The organism is Bartonella sp. OT172YNZD (assembly GCF_042193725.1).
In the GTDB taxonomy this organism is placed as follows: domain Bacteria; phylum Pseudomonadota; class Alphaproteobacteria; order Rhizobiales; family Rhizobiaceae; genus Bartonella; species Bartonella grahamii_A.
The window spans coordinates 74,507-92,347 of sequence record NZ_JBHILZ010000004.1 but is presented as its reverse complement, the minus strand read 5'-3'; the positions used below and the strand labels follow the sequence as shown (position 1 = coordinate 92,347).

Annotated in this window: 15 protein-coding genes and 1 other RNA gene; 11 read left to right on the top strand and 5 right to left on the bottom strand. The window is 34.7% G+C overall.

Annotated features, from left to right (window positions below):
• The first annotated feature begins 798 nt into the window (after window positions 1-798).
• Window positions 799-1,110, top strand: a complete 312-nt coding sequence (locus ACFIJS_RS02735) for a hypothetical protein (protein ID WP_375649700.1) — start codon at window positions 799-801, stop codon at window positions 1,108-1,110.
• 754 nt (window positions 1,111-1,864) lie between these two features.
• Here the strand turns inward: ACFIJS_RS02735 and ACFIJS_RS02730 are convergent.
• Window positions 1,865-2,044 (bottom strand): DUF1508 domain-containing protein, encoded by a 180-nt coding sequence (locus ACFIJS_RS02730; RefSeq protein ID WP_142416545.1) that lies wholly within the window; start codon window positions 2,042-2,044, stop codon window positions 1,865-1,867.
• A 390-nt stretch (window positions 2,045-2,434) separates the two neighbouring features.
• Window positions 2,435-2,974: a helix-turn-helix domain-containing protein gene (locus ACFIJS_RS02725; protein WP_375649697.1), complete on the bottom strand. Its 540-nt coding sequence runs from the start codon at window positions 2,972-2,974 to the stop codon at window positions 2,435-2,437.
• A 362-nt stretch (window positions 2,975-3,336) separates the two neighbouring features.
• Between ACFIJS_RS02725 and ACFIJS_RS02720 the strand changes: the two genes are divergently transcribed.
• Window positions 3,337-4,389, top strand: a complete 1,053-nt coding sequence (locus tag ACFIJS_RS02720) for a DUF475 domain-containing protein (protein ID WP_375649695.1) — start codon at window positions 3,337-3,339, stop codon at window positions 4,387-4,389.
• A gap of 456 nt (window positions 4,390-4,845) precedes the next feature.
• On the opposite strand, the gene pncA is transcribed toward ACFIJS_RS02720, so the two are convergent.
• On the bottom strand, window positions 4,846-5,454 hold the full coding sequence (gene pncA / locus ACFIJS_RS02715) for a bifunctional nicotinamidase/pyrazinamidase (protein ID WP_375623040.1): 609 nt from the start codon (window positions 5,452-5,454) through the stop codon (window positions 4,846-4,848).
• Window positions 5,455-5,500: 46 nt separating this feature from the next.
• On the bottom strand, window positions 5,501-6,037 hold the full coding sequence (locus tag ACFIJS_RS02710) for a hypothetical protein (protein WP_375649693.1): 537 nt from the start codon (window positions 6,035-6,037) through the stop codon (window positions 5,501-5,503).
• 161 nt (window positions 6,038-6,198) lie between these two features.
• Between ACFIJS_RS02710 and ettA the strand changes: the two genes are divergently transcribed.
• The 4 genes from ettA (at window position 6,199) to ACFIJS_RS02690 (ending at window position 12,542) form a co-directional block, all read left to right on the top strand.
• Window positions 6,199-7,848, top strand: coding sequence for an energy-dependent translational throttle protein EttA (gene ettA, locus ACFIJS_RS02705; RefSeq protein WP_375649690.1), 1,650 nt, complete (start codon window positions 6,199-6,201; stop codon window positions 7,846-7,848).
• A 676-nt stretch (window positions 7,849-8,524) separates the two neighbouring features.
• The gene (locus ACFIJS_RS02700) at window positions 8,525-9,463 is read left to right on the top strand and encodes an ArsR/SmtB family transcription factor (RefSeq protein WP_375649688.1); all 939 of its coding nucleotides are present in this window, start codon (window positions 8,525-8,527) and stop codon (window positions 9,461-9,463) included.
• Window positions 9,464-10,127: 664 nt separating this feature from the next.
• A complete protein-coding gene (locus ACFIJS_RS02695) occupies window positions 10,128-10,388 on the top strand; it encodes a hypothetical protein (RefSeq protein ID WP_375649686.1) in 261 nt (86 codons plus the stop codon).
• Between the two features lie 1,776 nt (window positions 10,389-12,164).
• Entirely contained in the window at window positions 12,165-12,542 is a 378-nt protein-coding gene (locus tag ACFIJS_RS02690) for a hypothetical protein (protein WP_375649684.1), read from the top strand.
• Window positions 12,543-12,648: 106 nt separating this feature from the next.
• Here ACFIJS_RS02690 and ACFIJS_RS02685 read toward each other — a convergent pair whose 3' ends face one another.
• Window positions 12,649-12,804 (bottom strand): hypothetical protein, encoded by a 156-nt coding sequence (locus ACFIJS_RS02685; protein ID WP_375649682.1) that lies wholly within the window; start codon window positions 12,802-12,804, stop codon window positions 12,649-12,651.
• A 642-nt stretch (window positions 12,805-13,446) separates the two neighbouring features.
• Here ACFIJS_RS02685 and ACFIJS_RS02680 point away from each other — a divergent pair.
• The 5 genes from ACFIJS_RS02680 to ACFIJS_RS02660 all read left to right on the top strand — a co-directional run bounded on the left by ACFIJS_RS02680 (window position 13,447) and on the right by ACFIJS_RS02660 (window position 17,835).
• Complete coding sequence (locus ACFIJS_RS02680; RefSeq protein ID WP_375649679.1) at window positions 13,447-13,956, top strand: lytic transglycosylase domain-containing protein; 510 nt, start codon at window positions 13,447-13,449, stop codon at window positions 13,954-13,956.
• Window positions 13,957-14,038: 82 nt separating this feature from the next.
• An RNA gene (gene rnpB / locus ACFIJS_RS02675) (RNase P RNA component class A) lies at window positions 14,039-14,429 on the top strand.
• A gap of 264 nt (window positions 14,430-14,693) precedes the next feature.
• Entirely contained in the window at window positions 14,694-15,692 is a 999-nt protein-coding gene (gene rsmH, locus ACFIJS_RS02670; RefSeq protein WP_375649677.1) for a 16S rRNA (cytosine(1402)-N(4))-methyltransferase RsmH, read from the top strand.
• Complete coding sequence (locus ACFIJS_RS02665; protein WP_375649676.1) at window positions 15,689-16,093, top strand: hypothetical protein; 405 nt, start codon at window positions 15,689-15,691, stop codon at window positions 16,091-16,093. The genes rsmH and ACFIJS_RS02665 overlap by 4 nt, the downstream gene beginning before the upstream one ends.
• Entirely contained in the window at window positions 16,093-17,835 is a 1,743-nt protein-coding gene (locus ACFIJS_RS02660) for a peptidoglycan D,D-transpeptidase FtsI family protein (protein WP_375649675.1), read from the top strand. The genes ACFIJS_RS02665 and ACFIJS_RS02660 overlap by 1 nt, the downstream gene beginning before the upstream one ends.
• Window positions 17,836-17,841 lie beyond the last annotated feature (6 nt).

Sequence of the window (17,841 nt, the reverse complement as noted above, 5' to 3'; positions counted from 1 at the left end):
GATCTTGGATATTTTATTGAACAGGAAGGTAATCTGAGTCACAAAGGTGGTTGTATGGGAGGGGGTGTACATTCGATCAATGCCTTTATGGGGATGAATGTGTTTTTATGATGCTGCGGTTTATAATGAAGTCTGTGTTTACAATGATATTGTTATTGATAACAATGCATTAACATATAGTTGTGTAGTCGTTTGTAAGAGTTCGCATGTTTATGAAAGATAAGCACTTTATATTTATTTGAATATGAGTGGAGATGTATATGTTTACGCTAATGTGGTCTTTTTTGATCAAGTTTTGAATACTCAATGTTTTGAATTTTATGGTGATACTCGTGATTGTAGAAAGGCTCGAGTTTATAATGATGCTTTAGTTTATGGTGATGTAAAGATTTTAGGAAGGCAAAATTTTGCAGAAATACTGTGTTTTGTGACACTGAAGATTTTTGTAATAATGAAAACTTTCATATATAGCCGCATTCCACATGGCGTAAAAAGGAAGATAAGAACGATTTGGGCAAGGCTTGTATGATTGCATTGCGTTGTTAGTTTTATTTGACGTTCCTTATTTTTTGTATTTTGTGTCAATAAATGTGTCGCAAATAATTGGTGTAAGCGTGTAGATTTAGCCGCTTTCAGAGATTTGTTTGCGTCATTTATCAATGGCTTTAATGGAGAAAATAAGAATGCCGAGAGTGATTGTTCACACTTGGAACATGCAATTTATTACATTCTTTTTTGATTGAAGATGAAACAAATTGGTCAAGATGATCACTTGAGCGACAATTAAGGGAGATCTAAATGAGTGTAAACGAAATTTTATTGGGAGCAATGGTTGTTGTTTTGTTGTTCAGCGGGATCATATTTCGGTTTTCTTTATATTATCGCAGTCAAGTGAAAGTTTTAAAAGAGGAATCTAGAAGAATAAAGCATGAGTTTTTAAGAGATTCTATGAAGATGACTGAAGAACGAGATAGAGCTATTAGAGAGCAAAGTATGGTGATTAAAAGACGTGATCAAGCAATTGAAAAACTGAAAAAACAAATTAAGCAATATGAAAAAAATGAAAAGAAATATCAAAAAATGCTTAAATATGAAGATGATAAAGAGTGATTGTATTCATATTTTGCATTAAAGGGCGTAGAAATGTGTTAGGAGGATTGGAATGATGAGAGAGATAGACTTTAATGAAGCCAATTATGGTGCTGATGGAGAGATTGTATTGGAAAAGAATATTTAAGTTTACTCTGATTTTATGAAAACATTTAAATTTATAAGACACAGCGTCGTTGGTCATAAAATGAGAGTTTATGATGATAAACCAGTTTATAGGTATACTGGTTATTAAAAAGCGCGTCTGTACAATCCAGCAATTTTATATTATGGCTGGAAAAAATTTTGTGCGTTCCTATTAGATGTAAGGTATAAATGCTACGATAGTTTCAACTAATAGGTATAAAAAATTGCATGATAATAGAAAGAAAGAGATATTTGCTTTTTATGAAGATGAAATGGGTAAGTCAGTTATGATTATCAGATACAGAAGAAGAATATGAAGGTAAAAGATATTAATATCTGGTAGAGTAATTATATTTCTCATTGATGATTTATCTTCTCTTCATGTGCGTTTATTTTTTATGAAAAATACAAGACTTAAGAGATTTTCTTTTTGATAAATGCTATAGAGACTTGAGTATGATTGAAAACAAATATATAATCTGCAAAAATGTGATTGTTATTTATGAGTGTCAGAAATAATACAAAAACTTCCTCCCATTGAAGGAAAAATGATCACTTTTTACTTTTCACAAAAGTAACTCAACATACCATTATACAAAATAAACACTTATTTTAATGGTAAAGAACGTTAGGACTGTAGTTCTCTAATAAGAGCTTTATGTGTAATTTCTTTGATTTGTTCAATATTGATTAGGATATCTTGTTTTGTTGGATAACCTTTACTAGAAAAAGCAATTTTTTGTGCATCTCCTGAGATTAAACGCCAGTACCATTGATTGTGAACTCCTTGAAACACCTCAAAATACATGCTTCCCACCTCATAAAACAGCTGATAATTTTCAGGAAAATATTTAACTAATCCGTTTGTGAATCTTAATGTATGTCTCTATAGGAAGTCGTCAATATATTCCCCTTCAATTTTCTGACCTTAAAAAATAATTTCTATGAGAGCTATTATTCTTTTAACAAGAAAAAATTTCTTGTCAATAAGATATGAATGAGAATTTTATACTATAAAATTATTTTTTTAATTTAAAGACACTATACTTTCATTTACAACGCGAATATTTTTATTGTTGTTACATAAATAAATTTTATAAATTGTACAAAATTTCACCAGCATGGATAAAGTGAAAAATACTTTTCTCCATACTGATAGAGCTTAATCATTTCTTGTTTTTTCTTTTGAAATAGACGTTTATTGATTAGCTATAACCTCTTTTTGGGATACGCTTCGAATGAGTAAATCAATGAACAAGCTAAGGGTATAAGAATTGGCCATTTTAGCTTTCATATCGATCAGAGAGGCTGTAGTTTTAGGGTTAAGGCCATTTGATAAACCTTGTCTTGACAAATATTGCTGTAATTTTTCATAAGAACTGTTGATTTTTTCTTGATTTAGTTTTTTGTTACGATCACTATTGGCAAGTGTTTCTTCCAGTCCTTCGATTTTTTTAATAAAATAATTCCAGTCAAAATCACCCTTTGTATATTCGGTGTCAAACATTTTTCCTTGTCCAGTTAAAAGCCAATTAATATTGACACCATATAACGTGCGGTATGTTTGTAAGACACTAAGATTGGGTTCTCTCTCTCCACGCTCATAAAAAGCAATGGAATTTTTTGTCATGCTAAAATTTTTAGCTAGGGTTTCACGTGATGGATCGCCTAAAGCAAGACGTACATAACGTAAACGTTTTCCAAATATGGTTTTTGATTCAGTTTCAGGACGTGCCACGAATTATCTCCCTCAGTAAATCATCATGGTATAAATCATAAAATAATAAAAGCACACTATGTATTAATATTCTATGATATAATGTCAATATTTACAGCTTTAATTTCTTTTTATTTTTTTATTTTTTTGAATAGAAAGAAATTTTTCACTTATTGTATTGACAATTGATATTCATTTCAAAACAAAACTCTCTGTTTACTACATTTGTCTCTTGCTTTTTTTTGAGAGAATTTTCATGTAACTCTACCATATATATTCTATATACCTCTGCATTAATAGATGCAAATTTAAAGAGATGCAAACTTTGGATTTGTACTGGGTGTGCTTTAGATGAATTAGAAAATAAACTTTGAGGAATGATCATGGCCCTATTACGCTATTTTGGGTTTGCTTTTTTTTTCACGATTATTGGTGTCTTTTTAGGAGGGGTTATTGGTTGGTTTGAAACGGAAAGTATTACTGGTTTTCTTAAATATTTTTTTATTTGCTTTGTTTTAGGAGTTTTGGAAATTTCTTTATCTTTTGATAATTCTATTATCAATGCGCGTGTTCTTAGTAGAATGGATCCATTGTGGCGTCGTCGTTTTCTTATATGGGGCATTTTGATAGCTGTATTTGGGATGCGAATTGTTTTTCCATTATTGGTGGTTGTCGTTGCTGTTGGGATTAATCCAATTGCGGCAGTCAAATTAGCGATATGGGAACCACATCGATATGCTGAAGTTTTAACTGATGCGCATATGGAGATTGCGGCTTTTGGAGGAACTTTCCTTATGATGGTTGGTTTAAAATATTTTTTTGATTCTGAAAAAAAGGTGCATTGGCTTAATGTTATAGAGAGACCTGCTCAAAAGTTTGGGGCGCTTGTTGGGATTGATATTGCAATTGTTTTGATTTTTATCTTATTTGTTTCAGGTCATATTGACGCAGAAGATAAAATAACTTTTTTATTCGCAGCCCTTTATGGACTTTTGACCTTTATCGGTGTTGAAGCTGTCGGTCATCTCTTGGATGCTCCTCAAAAGACTTTAACAACAGTAGCTCACGGGGGAGTAGGGGCATTTCTTTATTTAGAAGTTCTTGATGCTAGTTTTTCTTTCGATGGCGTGGTTGGTGCTTTTGCCTTTTCACACAACCTTTTTATTATTGCGATAGGTCTTGGTATAGGTGCATTGTACGTTCGTTCTATGACAATTATGTTGGTTGAATCAGGAACATTATTTCATTATCGTTATTTAGAGCATGGTGCTTTTTATGCAATTTTAGTTCTTGCGGTGATTATGTATCTGCAAACGATTATATCGGTTCCTGAAGTCTTAACAGGACTTGTGGGAGTCTGTATTATAGGGATGGCATTATATTCTTCGATTCGTTTTAAGTATCGTCAATTGGATAAACATGTTGTGTCTAAGTAATGGAGATTTTTTATTTTCTCACGCTTTTGTTTATCCCATATCTTTGAATAGAAAGAAGTCTTTTATGCAAAATAAAATACTATCTTATTGCTTATTTGCATTTTTGTTTTAAGGTTGAGTCCATTGCATGACATACTCCATGAAGGGAATAATGTACAATTTCTAGGGTACTTTTTGACCTAAATATAAGACAGAAAGCTGATGTTATACTTTTTATTAGCTTTCAATATTATAAACAAGCTCTTGCTATTTAATGGTTCATAAGAAGCATTTTACTGTTTTTTTAATGATTTTTATTCATACATTGATTCTCTTCGTAACGTGTAAGAGAATGGTTTTGAAACAGGTTTGAAATAAGAGAATTTACGATATTCTGGACTCTCACTTAAAATATGTGAAAAATAATTTATCTCTTATAAATCAGTATATTATAATGGTAAGTTAGAGAAGAATATTTTAAGAGACCATTAAAAGTTCTATACCAGCTTCGTTCATAGTTTTAAGGATAGTGTTTAGTGATCCGTTTACATCAATACCAGCACAGGCATTTAATGAAACACTGACTTTAAAACCGCATTGTATAGCGTGAAGAGCAGAAAATCCGACACAAAAATCAGTTGCTAGGCCACACATAGTGAGCTTGGTAAAACCATGTTCTTTGAGATAAACTTGTAAACCTGTTGGTGTTTTTTGATCATTTTCAAGAAAAGCAGAATAGCTGTCCATTTTTTGATTATAGCCTTTTCTAAGGATAAGTTGTGCCTTTTCCACTCTAAGAGATGTATGAAATTCTGCTCCTTGTGTTCCTCGTATGCAATGATCAGGCCAAAGTATTTGAGGACCATAGTCAAGAATGATGGTATCATAGGGTTTTTTTTCAGGATAACAGGAAGCAAAGCTGCAGTGGTTTTTGGGGTGCCAGTCTTGGGTTAAGATAACGTGGTCAAAATGATTTATGAGATTATTGACGGCGGGTAAAATAGCATCACCTTGTGGTACGGCAAGTGCTCCACCTAGTAAGAAGTCATTTTGAACATCAATGACGATTAAGGCTTTTTTTTCCATAAATATATTCCTATACGAGATGAGCTTTTATCGTATTTTTAAAAAGCTATATTTTGTCTTGAAGTTTTGAAATGATTTGCTGGATATTGATATTATTTTTATAATTATCGAGCCAAAAGAGGGGGATGGATAAGTTTTTACAATTGGTTTTATAGTTTTTTACGAATTGTAACCACGTACCAATGGGAAGTGCACTGTAGCCATTTTTTGCCACGTGTTGGTGCAAAGCTTTCATGATCATTGGGCTTGGAACGTCAGATCCCATAAGGCGGCGATCGTTTTGTAAACGTAATTTAAGCCACATCAAGGCAAGGGGGGAAGACCATTGTTTCCCGTAGCAAAAAATCGATGAAAAAAGGGAAGGATTTTTTACTGCGTGATGTAAAGCCCATAAAGCGAAAAAAGAAGGCGCATAGAGAATTGCTTTTCTTTTTGGCACCAGACTACATTGATAAGTTGGTTTAATACGATAAAAATACAACGTTATATCTGGTATGGAAAAGAGAGGTAGTGTTTGATAACAGCTTTCAGGTACAGCTAAAAAGATTTGTTTTTTGTTTTTTTGGGGGATGTTTTTTTGCATTTAGGACCACACTGGGGCTTGTGAGATTAGAAAAAATGTACCAATATAAAGCGAAAAGCTTTTGATACGATGTAAAGGCTATTTACTGTACAGTTTCAAAAAGCAAAAGCAGTTTTTTCAAAATCCTAATCTTTAATATCGCACAATATAAAGAGAAATTTATGGCACGTCAATTTATCTATCATATGGCTGGGCTTAACAAGTCTTACGGCAATAAAAAAATTCTAGAAAATATTCATTTGTCTTTTTATCCAGATGCGAAGATCGGTATTTTAGGGCCGAATGGTGCAGGGAAGTCAACTATTTTACGTATTATGGCTGGGCTAGATAAGGAATATACAGGAGAAGCATGGATTTCTGAAGGAGCACGCTGTGGCTATCTACCACAAGAACCTTTGCTTGATGCGAGCAAAGATGTGCGTGGCAATGTGATGGAAGGTGTTGCAGATAAACAAGAAATTCTTGAGCGTTACAACGAATTGATGATGAATTATAGCGAAGAAACGGCTGATGAAAGTGCACAGCTTCAGGACATTATTGACAGTCAGAATCTTTGGGATTTAGAAAGTCAAGTGGAAATGGCTATGGCTGCTCTTGGTTGTCCGCCAGCCGATGGGGATGTAACAAAACTTTCGGGTGGTGAGAAGCGGCGTGTTGCACTTTGTAAATTGCTTTTGTCAAAACCTGATTTATTACTTTTGGATGAACCGACAAACCATTTAGATGCTGAAACGACGGCTTGGCTTGAAAGGCATCTCCGTGAATATTTTGGGGCCGTGCTTTTGATAACCCATGATCGTTATTTTCTCGACAATGTAACGGGTTGGATTTTAGAGTTAGATCGCGGTAGAGGTATTCCTTATGAGGGGAACTATTCTGCTTATTTGGGGGCTAAAGCCAAGCGTTTGGCTCAAGAAGGTCGTGAAGAGGCAGCGCGTCAACGTGCTTTATCACGTGAGCAAGAATGGATCGCTTCTAGTCCAAAAGGGCGACAGGCAAAGTCAAAAGCTCGGATTAAGGCTTATGATGAGTTGGTTCAAGCAGCATGTGAGCGCCGTCCTGGAGAGGCACAAATCATTATTCCTATTGGAGAAAGATTAGGACAGGTTGTTATTGAAGTTGATAATCTCTCTAAAGCTTATGGTGAACGTGTTTTGATTGATTCTCTTTCTTTTAAACTTCCTGCTGGTGGTATTGTCGGCGTTATTGGGGCTAATGGTGTGGGAAAGTCGACATTGTTTAAAATGTTGACGGGACAGGAACAGCCCGATTCAGGTCAAATACGTATCGGTGAAACAGTTCATATGAGTTATGTGGATCAGAGTCGCGATTCCTTGGTGGGGAATAAAACTGTTTGGGAGGAAATTTCTGGTGGAAATGACATTATTAAATTAGGCAAATATGAGATGAATAGCCGCGCTTATTGCGGGGCTTTTAATTTCAAGGGGGCAGATCAGCAGCAGAAGGTGACAAATTTATCAGGAGGGCAGCGCAATCGTGTACATCTGGCGAAACTTTTAAAAGAGGGGGGAAATGTGCTTCTTCTTGATGAACCGACAAATGATCTTGATACTGAAACATTGGGTGCATTGGAAGATGCGTTGGAAAATTTCGCTGGTTGTGCAGTTATCATATCGCATGATCGTATGTTTCTTGATCGATTGGCAACACATATTTTAGCCTTTGAAGGTGATGGCCATGTAGAATGGTTTGAAGGTAATTTTGCTGAATATGAGGCTGATAAAGCTCGTCGTCTTGGGGCGGAATCTCTTAATCCTAAGCATGCGAATTATAAACCTCTTACACGCTAGAATTTTTTATCTTATCTCAGCTTTGTTGAAAAAATAGTGTATTTTATAGCGTTTGTTATTTTATAAATAAAGTGTGTGTGTCCGCAGTAGAAGTTTTTATTCATTGAAAATAGTAAGAGATCCTTTATGAAATTATGACCTAAATAAGGTTATTCTACTCATGGTATATAACCGGTTATTGCTTGTAAAATTGCAATGAAAAGGAGGGGATGAAAAGTATAGTACTATTTCTACAAATGCTCTGGTCATTGAGCATTACCATCTTTACTTAATAAAAAATGCAAGCTGGCACCATCATGTTATTTATTTTCTTTCAATGGTGGGCAGTTCTTGTTTTGAGATGACCATAAAAAGTATTTTTATCCATATGTCTCCTCCATTTATGAGCTGTAAGAGAATGATTTGGATTGATTTATCATGAATAGGTTTGAAATGGGAAAAATTTACGGTATTCCAGTTTTTTATTCAAGTTGAAAATGATGAATTGTTATTATGAATCAATGTTTTCTCATTATAACGAGAAGCAGCGGGATAAGATCTGTTTGTTTTTTACAGTAGCCTGTTTTTTTTTCATAGTATAATAAAATAGAGAGAACAAAATAGATGAGAATATGCGTTTTATACTTGACTTTTTTTCCTATAAACAAACGTTTATAGGAATGTTTAAGGAGTAATTATGAAAAAAAGTCCAAGTTTAGATGCAATGATTGTGCTGATGAAAGCGGTCGCAGAAGTAAGTCATTTACGGATTCTTACGCTCTTGCATCATGAAGATTTAACAATTCCTGATTTTATTTTTATTCTTGATCAGTCGCAAGCGTGTATATCACGATATTTACGTTTATTGTACGAAGCACGATTGATTGAGGGTTATCAGAAGGGAGATAGCCTTTATTTTAAGCTTTGTCATGATTTTTGGGGTAAAGACATTGTGATGGGTGTTCTTTTGGCTTTGCCAAAGCATGATATGTTGTTAATGCACGACTTAGAACGTTTGAAGGATGTTAAAAAGCAGCGTCAAAAAACGAAAAAGAGGCATTTCTTACAAAATACGTTGCAATGGGATGTATTACGGTCATTCTATATGGCAGATCATAGGGTGGAAAACGCTTTACTTGAAATCATTGGCGATAAACCATTTCAGACGATGCTGAATATTGGAATAGGTGGAGACTCTGTCTTAAAATTGTTTTCTAATCTTTATACGCATGCGGTTGAAGTCGTGCTTGATAGCAATGTTTTTCACTTGTCTGTTGGAGATACAACTTTCGATTTAGTTATTCTTCATTGGGTTTTACATTTTCTTGAAAATCCTGCAATATTTGTTCATGAGATATCAAGTGTTTTGCGTCCTCATGGCCGTTTATTGATTGTAGATTTTGGTTATCATGAAATTGAATCTTCATATTCTGATCAAGCGCATATGCGTCTTGGATTTTCGGCTTTACAAATAGAACAATGGCTTAAAAATGCGGGACTTGTTCTAGAACAAACGGTTTGGTGTACTCCTATACAAAATGAAAACAGTGAGGAGGGTATGGTTACGCTTTGGCTTGCTCGTGATCCGCGTTTATTGGTTGACGATATCAAAGATAAACAAGTAGATTTTACATAAATCGCGTTTGTTAACGTGCTTTATTCTCTGATTTTTCTCAAGGAATAGCATAGAGATAAAACTTTATTCAATCATTGATAATCTATTGTTTTTTACATTTGTATTATGTTTTTATATGAGAGTCTTAGAGTTTCATAGGGGCGTGGAGGCTGTGTAATGAAAGCACCTTCTATAGAGTTAAGCTTATGAGGATTATTATTTAAGGTTTCTTGATATCATATTTGTTTTATTAGCTAATATATTGATTTTAAAAGATCATTTATTTTTAGACTTCAAGGAGAGGCTTGAATATAAGAATATTTTTTCATTTCAAATTTTCTGTTTCAGAATCCAAAAGAGTCTGTTTATCTGTTATAAGAGAAGATATTTATCTAAATAATACCGTTTGTAAAAGGAAATACATCTTTCATACATTTTCTAAATGTGAGAGCGGCTACAATATGATACAACATCCCACAATATAATATAGTAATGGCTCATACCTTCATAAATGTCAAAAATGGTGGTGCGATCTTAAGATGTCTCTTTAGAACAGGCGTTTAGATAAGAAGTACCTTGGAATTTTTAGTGAGGGGTGCAAAAAGATGCTCTAAAAAGACGAAAAAGTAAAAGGGTAAGACAATGCATGATTTTCATTATTTAAAACACAGCGTTATGAGCGTGTTTGAAAGTCGTAAAAACAAATAAAAGGGATGGTAAAGATAGTAATAAGTTTTTATCTTTGGGCTTTTATGTTTCTTTCAAAATGAATGATGGTTTTTTTAAGATTTCTCAAACAGACGTAAATATTTTTACTCTAATTGAGCATATAAAAGCTGGGACTGTTCATATGGTTCTCATTTGCTCTAATTTTTATCTCAAACATATTGCTATGTTAGGAGCAGGTGTTGATTTACAAGTAATAGAAAAAGTAAAAGCTTGGTAGATGATGCCATAAAATTACTCATAAATTGGTAATGGATTGGAGTGATATTCTGAATTTTAAAAACATTTTGTACAACAACGGTTTTAATAACGCATCTGGCTTTACGTTTATTTCTTCTTACAAGCATTTATATATGACGTTCGTCTATGTGTTTTGCATTATATTCATAAAAATCAGATTGACGATGATTTATGGATAGTTCGTGGCTGAAAGTAGGAAAGAAAAGCGTGATATTACACTAAAGTTTCGTATTTTTTTATCATGAGAAGTATGAAGGTTATTAAATAAGTCCATTTTTCTTACCAAAAGTGATTTTCTTTCTTTTTATGCTTGCCGCTCATCTTATGACGCAGTCCATGAGTATAGCGTAAAATTGATAGGCACCATTGTCTTTAGTTTAAGTAAAAGTTGTAAGCCGACATCATCGTTTATGTTTCAGTTTCTCATGTTACTGCAGATCTTGCTTTAAAATGGTTCATAGAAGGTATTTTGACTCTTTCTATATTTTTTATCCATATGCTTCTTCTTGTTTGTGATGTGCGATAGTATGACTATTCATTGATTCAATAGACGAAGATTTATAAAATAAGGGAACCTTACCCTCCTGAGATCTCTTATGTAAATTGTCAAATGATGAGTTGTGATTGCAAATAAATGAATTGGTTACGTTAGAAAAACAGACTATAACAATTTTTAAGCATAGAAACTACTGTGTGTATTATTTTACGGGATCATTTAAATGATAGAGATTAAGAGAAGATGTCTGCATTGATCTCGGTTTGTTATGTTAAAATGCGTTAGAGATTGTTGGTTATTATTAAAATAGTTTATCGTTATTTGGAATGATTATAGGGCGTGATTCGAAACAAATACCTTCAGAGCTCTCATTTTTTCATAAGATTAAGCTGTTTAAATTTTTCATTGATTGTTACATAAGGGATGTGACAATATTTTAATGATCATTTACAGAAATTTTTTATAAAGATAGATAAGATTTTATTTCTCTAATTTATTGTTTTTATTTAAATAATTCATAGTCTTCTTGCAAGAAGATGTTTTTCATTTTTTACGATTATTTGTGTAAGATTTTAAAAATCTACGTTTTTCTTTTGTGGTGATTGCTGTTGGAAAAGTGATTGATTCTACTTTTACATAGTTTGATTTTTATAGGGTGGATACGTAGAAATTACGGTTTTTTAATTAGGATCATCAGAATTATGAAAGAAACTATTTAACAGTTATAATGATCGTAGATTCTAATTGATACTTCTTGAAATAAAATTGCTTCAAATTGGGTCATTGTGAACTTTTTTTGCCTAAATTTAAACATTTTTAAACAATTTATAACTCTTTTATGTTTTTTTGCGTAGAAGATGATAAGAATTCCTTGTTGTTTAAAGAATTTTATTCCATAGCAAGAATATTGCATCGGCTATCTTAGTGGTTGATGTGAGAGGACAATCGGGGAACCTCCTCCCCCCCCCCCCGCGTGGATCCCCTAGATTGTCTGGCCTGACTGAGGATTTCCTCAGTCAGGCTTTTTATAATTGTTTTAGGGGATGTTGTAAGGTGTTATTAGGGGGAAGTGTAAGATCTGTTATTAGTTTCCGCCTATAGTACCTAAATACACAGAGGTGCAGGTCTTATTGGGCGGGTATTGTTAGCGTATTCATTTTCAATAATTTGATTTTTCTTTATTGAGGCATTGTTGAATGCTATAAGGAGAATCATAAAAGGAATCTGTGTTTGTATTCTGTGATCTTTAGGTAAGAGATAATGGGATCTTTTTTGCATCGTATTATTTTTATTTTATTTGTATTTTTTATTTTTGGCGCTATCTTTTTTGCTTCTCGAAGTAGTGCTGTTTATCAGTTTTTTTCCGGTCGCTCTTCTTTTTCTTCTCAGAAGTTTGATGTAACAGAGGAGTTGTTGTTAGAGAGATTGTCCGTGTCTTTTCCAGATATTATCAAGCATCTTTCTAAGATGAGTCCTCAACAGCAAGAGTTGTTTATTGCGCAGCTGCGTCGCGATGTAATTGCGCTTGCTTTTAAAAATGGTCAGAGTCGTGAGCAGGCTCACAAATCTGGTGAAACTATTGCTATGGCTCTCTCAAAAGCGATTTCTCGTCCTTCTATTGCTAATGCTTATTTTTAGCTATCTTTTTAATCGCGCTTTTGGGTTTTATTTTAAGGAGCATGAGCTTTTCGTAAAGTTTTGAAAAGTGCGAGGAGATAATCAATTTGTAAGATCAAAAATTATCTTACTCAAAAGGTAAGCAATCGGAGTATGAAGATAATGTTGCAATCATTACAGGAGTGATAGCAAGTCTATCAAGGGTATTGGTAAAGTTAATTGCATTATCAATCGCTACAATGACAAACGCAGTATTGACTATAATAAAGCACGTTAATCGCATTTGATATACCAGTTATTTTTTTATTTGATATCAGAAAATAAAAAATTTTTAAAGGATTTAAGATTCCTTTATTTTACAGATCTTAGTATATTTATGAATTTTTATGCGCAATGATGGGGGTAAGGATTTGTTTTGTTATTTGTTGAGGTTTTATCAGACATAAAGAGTGTTGTGGGTGTTTATTAACTAGTGAGAAGCGTTGATAACGGTTTATATTTTTTATGAAGCTTTTTTGATATTGAGGATCTTCGGTAAAAGATGTTCTAATCTCTTTTGCTTTGTGGGATTGATCTCAATAAAAAAATTAATAATCTTATGTAAAAAATGTTATATCCGTTTAAGATGCTATTTTTTTAATATAAAAATTGAGTGATATAATAGCGCTAGCAGCAATTTATAGATTATATCATTTCATTTAATACGCTATAAGATTAATTATAGTCTCTTTATTTTTTTTATTTTATGATATAGAGAAATCTATAATTTTTGCATAAAGAGATTTTCTTTTGTTGCAGAATTTTATCTTGAAATTGTCTTACTCTTTCCTTTTTCAAGCCGTTCTTTTGCTTTCTTTTTTTGTACAATACGTTTGCAAATTATGTGCGGCTAGAATTTGAGAATGTTTGAGTGAAGAGAAGGAAAATGCAATTTTTGAAAATCTTGTTAAATACAGCGTGTGCTGTATTTTTTGTACTTGATATAAGTTGGACTCATAATGTCTTAAATGTTGCAGAATCAGGAGAAGCCTCAGTGATTGTTGCTTCTAAGATTTCTCATCGTCCTTATGAGTTTCTTATTCAGAAACTTGCGAATAAATATAATGTTCCCGTTAATTTAGCACATGCTGTTGTAAAAGTTGAAAGTAATTATAAAGCAAGTATAAAGGGGGCTGCTGGCGAAATAGGTTTGATGCAAATTAAACCCTCTACGGCACGAGGGTTGGGCTTTAGTGGTTCTGTACAGGATTTGTACGATCCTGCGACCAATCTTGAATATGGTATACGTTATTTGGCTCGGGCGTATAAACTCAGTGGTGGAAGTACGTGTGGTACAATCCTTAAATATAACGCAGGTCATGCTGCAAAAAAAATGAATTCTATTTCGGCGAAATATTGCGCAAAAGTGAAAACTTATCTGGCTTCATTAAAATAAAAACATCTTTGTAGACAGGTTGCTATAAAATATTTTAAGATGCTATTTTCACGGAGCAGAAAATGTTTTATAAATTAATGCGTCAGTCGGCTGGGCAGCCGCGCTTGTTTAATGCTGAAATGTGGCAGGTGAGGAAAGTCCGGGCTCCATGGAAAGACGGTGCCGGGTAACACCCGGCGGGGGTGACCCTAGGGAAAGTGCCACAGAAAGTAAACCGCCTATTTTTATAGGTAAGGGTGAAAGGGTGGAGTAAGAGCCCACCGCGCATTCAGTAATGAATGTGGCAAGGTAAACCCCACCGGGAGCAAGACCAAATAGAAATGACGTGCAAAATTTAATTTGCAGCCGATTTCCGGGCGAGTCATTTGGGTAGGTTGCACGAGGCGGATGGTAACATCCGTCCCAGATGAATGGTTGCCATGTAAAGTGTAAGCTTTACTCTACAGAACCCGGCTTATAGGCCGACTGATATTTCATGATGATACGCGATATTTTATAAGATCGATTATATATAGTCTTTTATGGAGTCTATGTGTTTGAAATGGACATTTGAGAAAAGAGTATTTTAAAAAATTATAACATTTTTTTAAGTATAATGCGTTAGGATCTGTTTTGGGATAACTTTAGTTTTTTCGTTCATTGTGATTAATATGAAAGTTGAAGGCTAGGTTATTCTAAGATCAGTTTCTATGAGAGAGCTGTTGATTTGAGACAGCATAACTTCAAGACGGATTATTTTGATAAAGCAGGATCAAAGAGTTGAACGCCATATTCCAGTGTTGTTGCAGCCAGTTTTGGCTGGGTTTATGCCATTGGTTGGAGCAAAAGTGATTGATGGCACCTTTGGTGCTGGTGGTTATACGCGCGCTTTGTTAAAGGCAGGGGCGGAGGTGATTGCTCTTGATCGTGATCCTCATGCTATTAGTGCAGGACAATCGCTTGTTGAAGAATTTTTTCCACGACTTCGTTTGGTCCATATGGCGTTTTCACAGCTCCATTGTGTCGTTGAAGAGAAGGTGGATGCAGTTATTTTGGATATTGGCGTCTCTTCAATGCAGCTTGATGAAGCAGAAAGAGGTTTTTCTTTTCAAAAAGATGGTCCATTGGATATGCGAATGGCTCAGACTGGTTTTACAGCCAGCGATGTTGTAAATCATTTAAAAGCAAGGGATTTGGCACGTATTTTTAAGATGTTAGGAGAAGAGCGTTATGCGGGGCGAATTGCACGGATGATTGAAAAGCGTCGTGTTGTTCAGCCTTTTATGCGTACAGGTGATTTGGCGTCTGCTATCGAAGCGTTGATAGGACGTAAGCCAGGAGATCGTATTCATCCTGCTACACGTGTATTTCAGGCTCTTCGTATATATGTTAATGATGAAATTGGTGAATTGGCATGTGGTTTATTTGCTGCTGAACGCGTTTTAAAAGCTGGAGGTCGTTTGGGTGTTGTCAGTTTTCATTCCCTTGAAGATCGTATGGTCAAAAGATTTTTTTCGGTTCGTTCTGGAGAATGTATGAGATCACGCTATCTGCCTGAAATAAAGGCTGCTCCAGCAACATTTTTTTCTTTGTTTAAAGGGGGGATCACGGCAACTAAAGAGGAGTTACTGAAAAATCCACGCTCACGTTCTGCAAGGTTGCGTATTGGTGTACGAACTGAAGCAGAGGCTCTTGCAGCAGATATGAAATTATTTGGTTTAGCAGAGATTGCCATTTTTGAAAGCGGCAAGAAATGACAGTTTTTCGTACATTTGATATGATCTTAGTGATGATTATGATTTGTATGGCAGGTCTTACTTATAAGGTAAAATATGATGTTCAAAAACGAATGAACGAAGTTCGTCATCTTGAGCATGAAATTGCTGCAGCAAAAAATACGGTAAGTTTGCTTCGTGCTGAGTGGGCTGTGATGATAAGGCCTTCACGCATGCAAAAACTTGCGAAACGTTATCAAAAAGAACTTGGGTTAGAGATTATACAGCCGCGTCAAATCGTGGAGTTTAAAGACATTCCGGTACGGGTACATGATCAAATTGAAGAAGTGATTAAACAAAATATCTTGGAAGATAATCAGGATATTTTGACAAATAATCGGGCTTCTCAGATAAATGGTGTTGTCCAAAAAGGCGCGCAGTAATGAAATCGACTTTTTTATTCTCACAGAAGAAAAAGCGTTTAAAGAATTCGTTGAATAATCATAATGTCTCTGTTCGTCGTCCCTATTCTAGTCGTCCACGTTTGCTTTTTTCGTTGTTCTGCTTTTTAATTTTATATGGCATCATGGGGGCTTGCCTTATTTCTTATGGGTTGGAAGGTGGACAGATTGAAGAAGCAAAGGGGCCAGGAGTTCTTCAATTGATGGTACGGCCTGATATTGTTGATCGTAAGGGTCGTTTATTGGCAACAGATATTAAAACTTATTCACTTTTTGCTGAGCCACGACGTATTATTGATGTGGATGAAACAATTGAATTGCTCTCAACAGTTTTGCCTGATCTTAATTGGCAGGAAACCTATAAGCGCTTAAAAAGAAAGTCTGGTTTTTCTTGGATACAGCGTGGGTTAACACCAATGCAGAAGACGCAAATTATGGCTCTTGGTATACCAGGAATTGGTTTTCGGACTGAAATTCGTCGTTTTTATCCTGATGGACCTGTAACTTCCCATATTCTTGGTATGGTGAATGTTGATAATCAGGGCATTGCAGGTATGGAAAAATATATTGATGATGCGGGGTTGAGTTCTTTGCGTGCCACGGGTCTTGCCATGGAAGAATCATTAAAACAAGTTCAGCTTTCGATTGATGTGCGTGTTCAGGCAATTGTTCATGATGAACTTATTCAGGCTATGAAGCGTTATAGGGCAATTGCTGCAGGAGCTGTTATTTTAAATATACATACGGGGGAAGTTTTGGCTTTGGCATCACTACCAGATTTTAATCCTGGAAATCCTATTGAAGCTTTAAAAAGTGATCGTCTCAATCGGATGACGGCAGGAGCTTTTGAAATGGGATCGATCATTAAAAGTTTTACGACTGCCATGGCTCTTGATTCCGATATTTTTCATTTAAACAGTATTATTGATGCTTCAAAGCCAATAAAAGCAAGTAGTGGGTATACGATTCATGATTTTCATGGAAAAAATCGTCCCTTAACGTTATGGGAGGTTTTTATTTATTCTTCCAATATTGGTTCTGCTAAAGAGGCATTGGCGATAGGGATTGATAAACATCGTGGTTTTTTGCAAAAACTTGGGTTACTGGATCGTCTCACAACAGAGCTGCCTGAAGTTGCCCATCCTATTGTGCCACATCATTGGAAGGATATCCATTCTATGACGATTTCTTTTGGGCATGGTATGGCAACAACACCCTTGCAAACGGCTGTTGGGGCTGCTGCTTTAATGAATGGTGGTTGGTTAATTACTCCGACATTTTTAAAACGTACAAAAGAACAAACTTTGCACCATGCAAAACGGGTTTTGCATGCTAAAACAAGTCAAAATATGCGTTACCTTTATAAATTAAATAGTGATATTGGTTCTGGACGTAATGCAAAAGTTGAAGGTTATCGGGTTGGTGGTAAGACAGGAACAGCTGAAAAAGTTGAAAATGGAAAATATTCTAAAACAAGAAATTTCAATAGTTTTCTTGCTGCTTTTCCTATTGATGATCCTGTTTATGTTGTTTTAACAATTATTGATGAACCAAAGCCTGCAGAGGGACAGCGTTCAGCAACAGCGGGGATGAATGCTGGACCAATGCTTGCTAATATTGTTCGTCGTACAGCTAGTTTTCTTGGTGTAAAACCCGATTTTAAAAAAGAATATTCGCCTCTTTTAAGTAAAAAGAGCAATTCAAGTTTCATTAAACAACGGTAAAATGAA

Excerpts from the sequence above, each read along its gene's own strand:
- ACFIJS_RS02730 (WP_142416545.1), bottom strand. The coding sequence starts at position 2,044 with ATGTATTTTGAGGTGTTTCAAGGAGTTCACAATCAATGGTACTGGCGT.
- ACFIJS_RS02710 (WP_375649693.1), bottom strand. The coding sequence starts at position 6,037 with ATGCAAAAAAACATCCCCCAAAAAAACAAAAAACAAATCTTTTTAGCT.
- ACFIJS_RS02680 (WP_375649679.1), top strand. The coding sequence starts at position 13,447 with ATGCAATTTTTGAAAATCTTGTTAAATACAGCGTGTGCTGTATTTTTT.
- ACFIJS_RS02660 (WP_375649675.1), top strand. The coding sequence starts at position 16,093 with ATGAAATCGACTTTTTTATTCTCACAGAAGAAAAAGCGTTTAAAGAAT.
- ACFIJS_RS02735 (WP_375649700.1), top strand. The coding sequence starts at position 799 with ATGAGTGTAAACGAAATTTTATTGGGAGCAATGGTTGTTGTTTTGTTG.
- ACFIJS_RS02700 (WP_375649688.1), top strand. The coding sequence starts at position 8,525 with ATGAAAAAAAGTCCAAGTTTAGATGCAATGATTGTGCTGATGAAAGCG.
- pncA (WP_375623040.1), bottom strand. The coding sequence starts at position 5,454 with ATGGAAAAAAAAGCCTTAATCGTCATTGATGTTCAAAATGACTTCTTA.
- ACFIJS_RS02720 (WP_375649695.1), top strand. The coding sequence starts at position 3,337 with ATGGCCCTATTACGCTATTTTGGGTTTGCTTTTTTTTTCACGATTATT.
- ACFIJS_RS02685 (WP_375649682.1), bottom strand. The coding sequence starts at position 12,804 with ATGCGATTAACGTGCTTTATTATAGTCAATACTGCGTTTGTCATTGTA.
- ACFIJS_RS02665 (WP_375649676.1), top strand. The coding sequence starts at position 15,689 with ATGACAGTTTTTCGTACATTTGATATGATCTTAGTGATGATTATGATT.
- ettA (WP_375649690.1), top strand. The coding sequence starts at position 6,199 with ATGGCACGTCAATTTATCTATCATATGGCTGGGCTTAACAAGTCTTAC.
- ACFIJS_RS02690 (WP_375649684.1), top strand. The coding sequence starts at position 12,165 with ATGGGATCTTTTTTGCATCGTATTATTTTTATTTTATTTGTATTTTTT.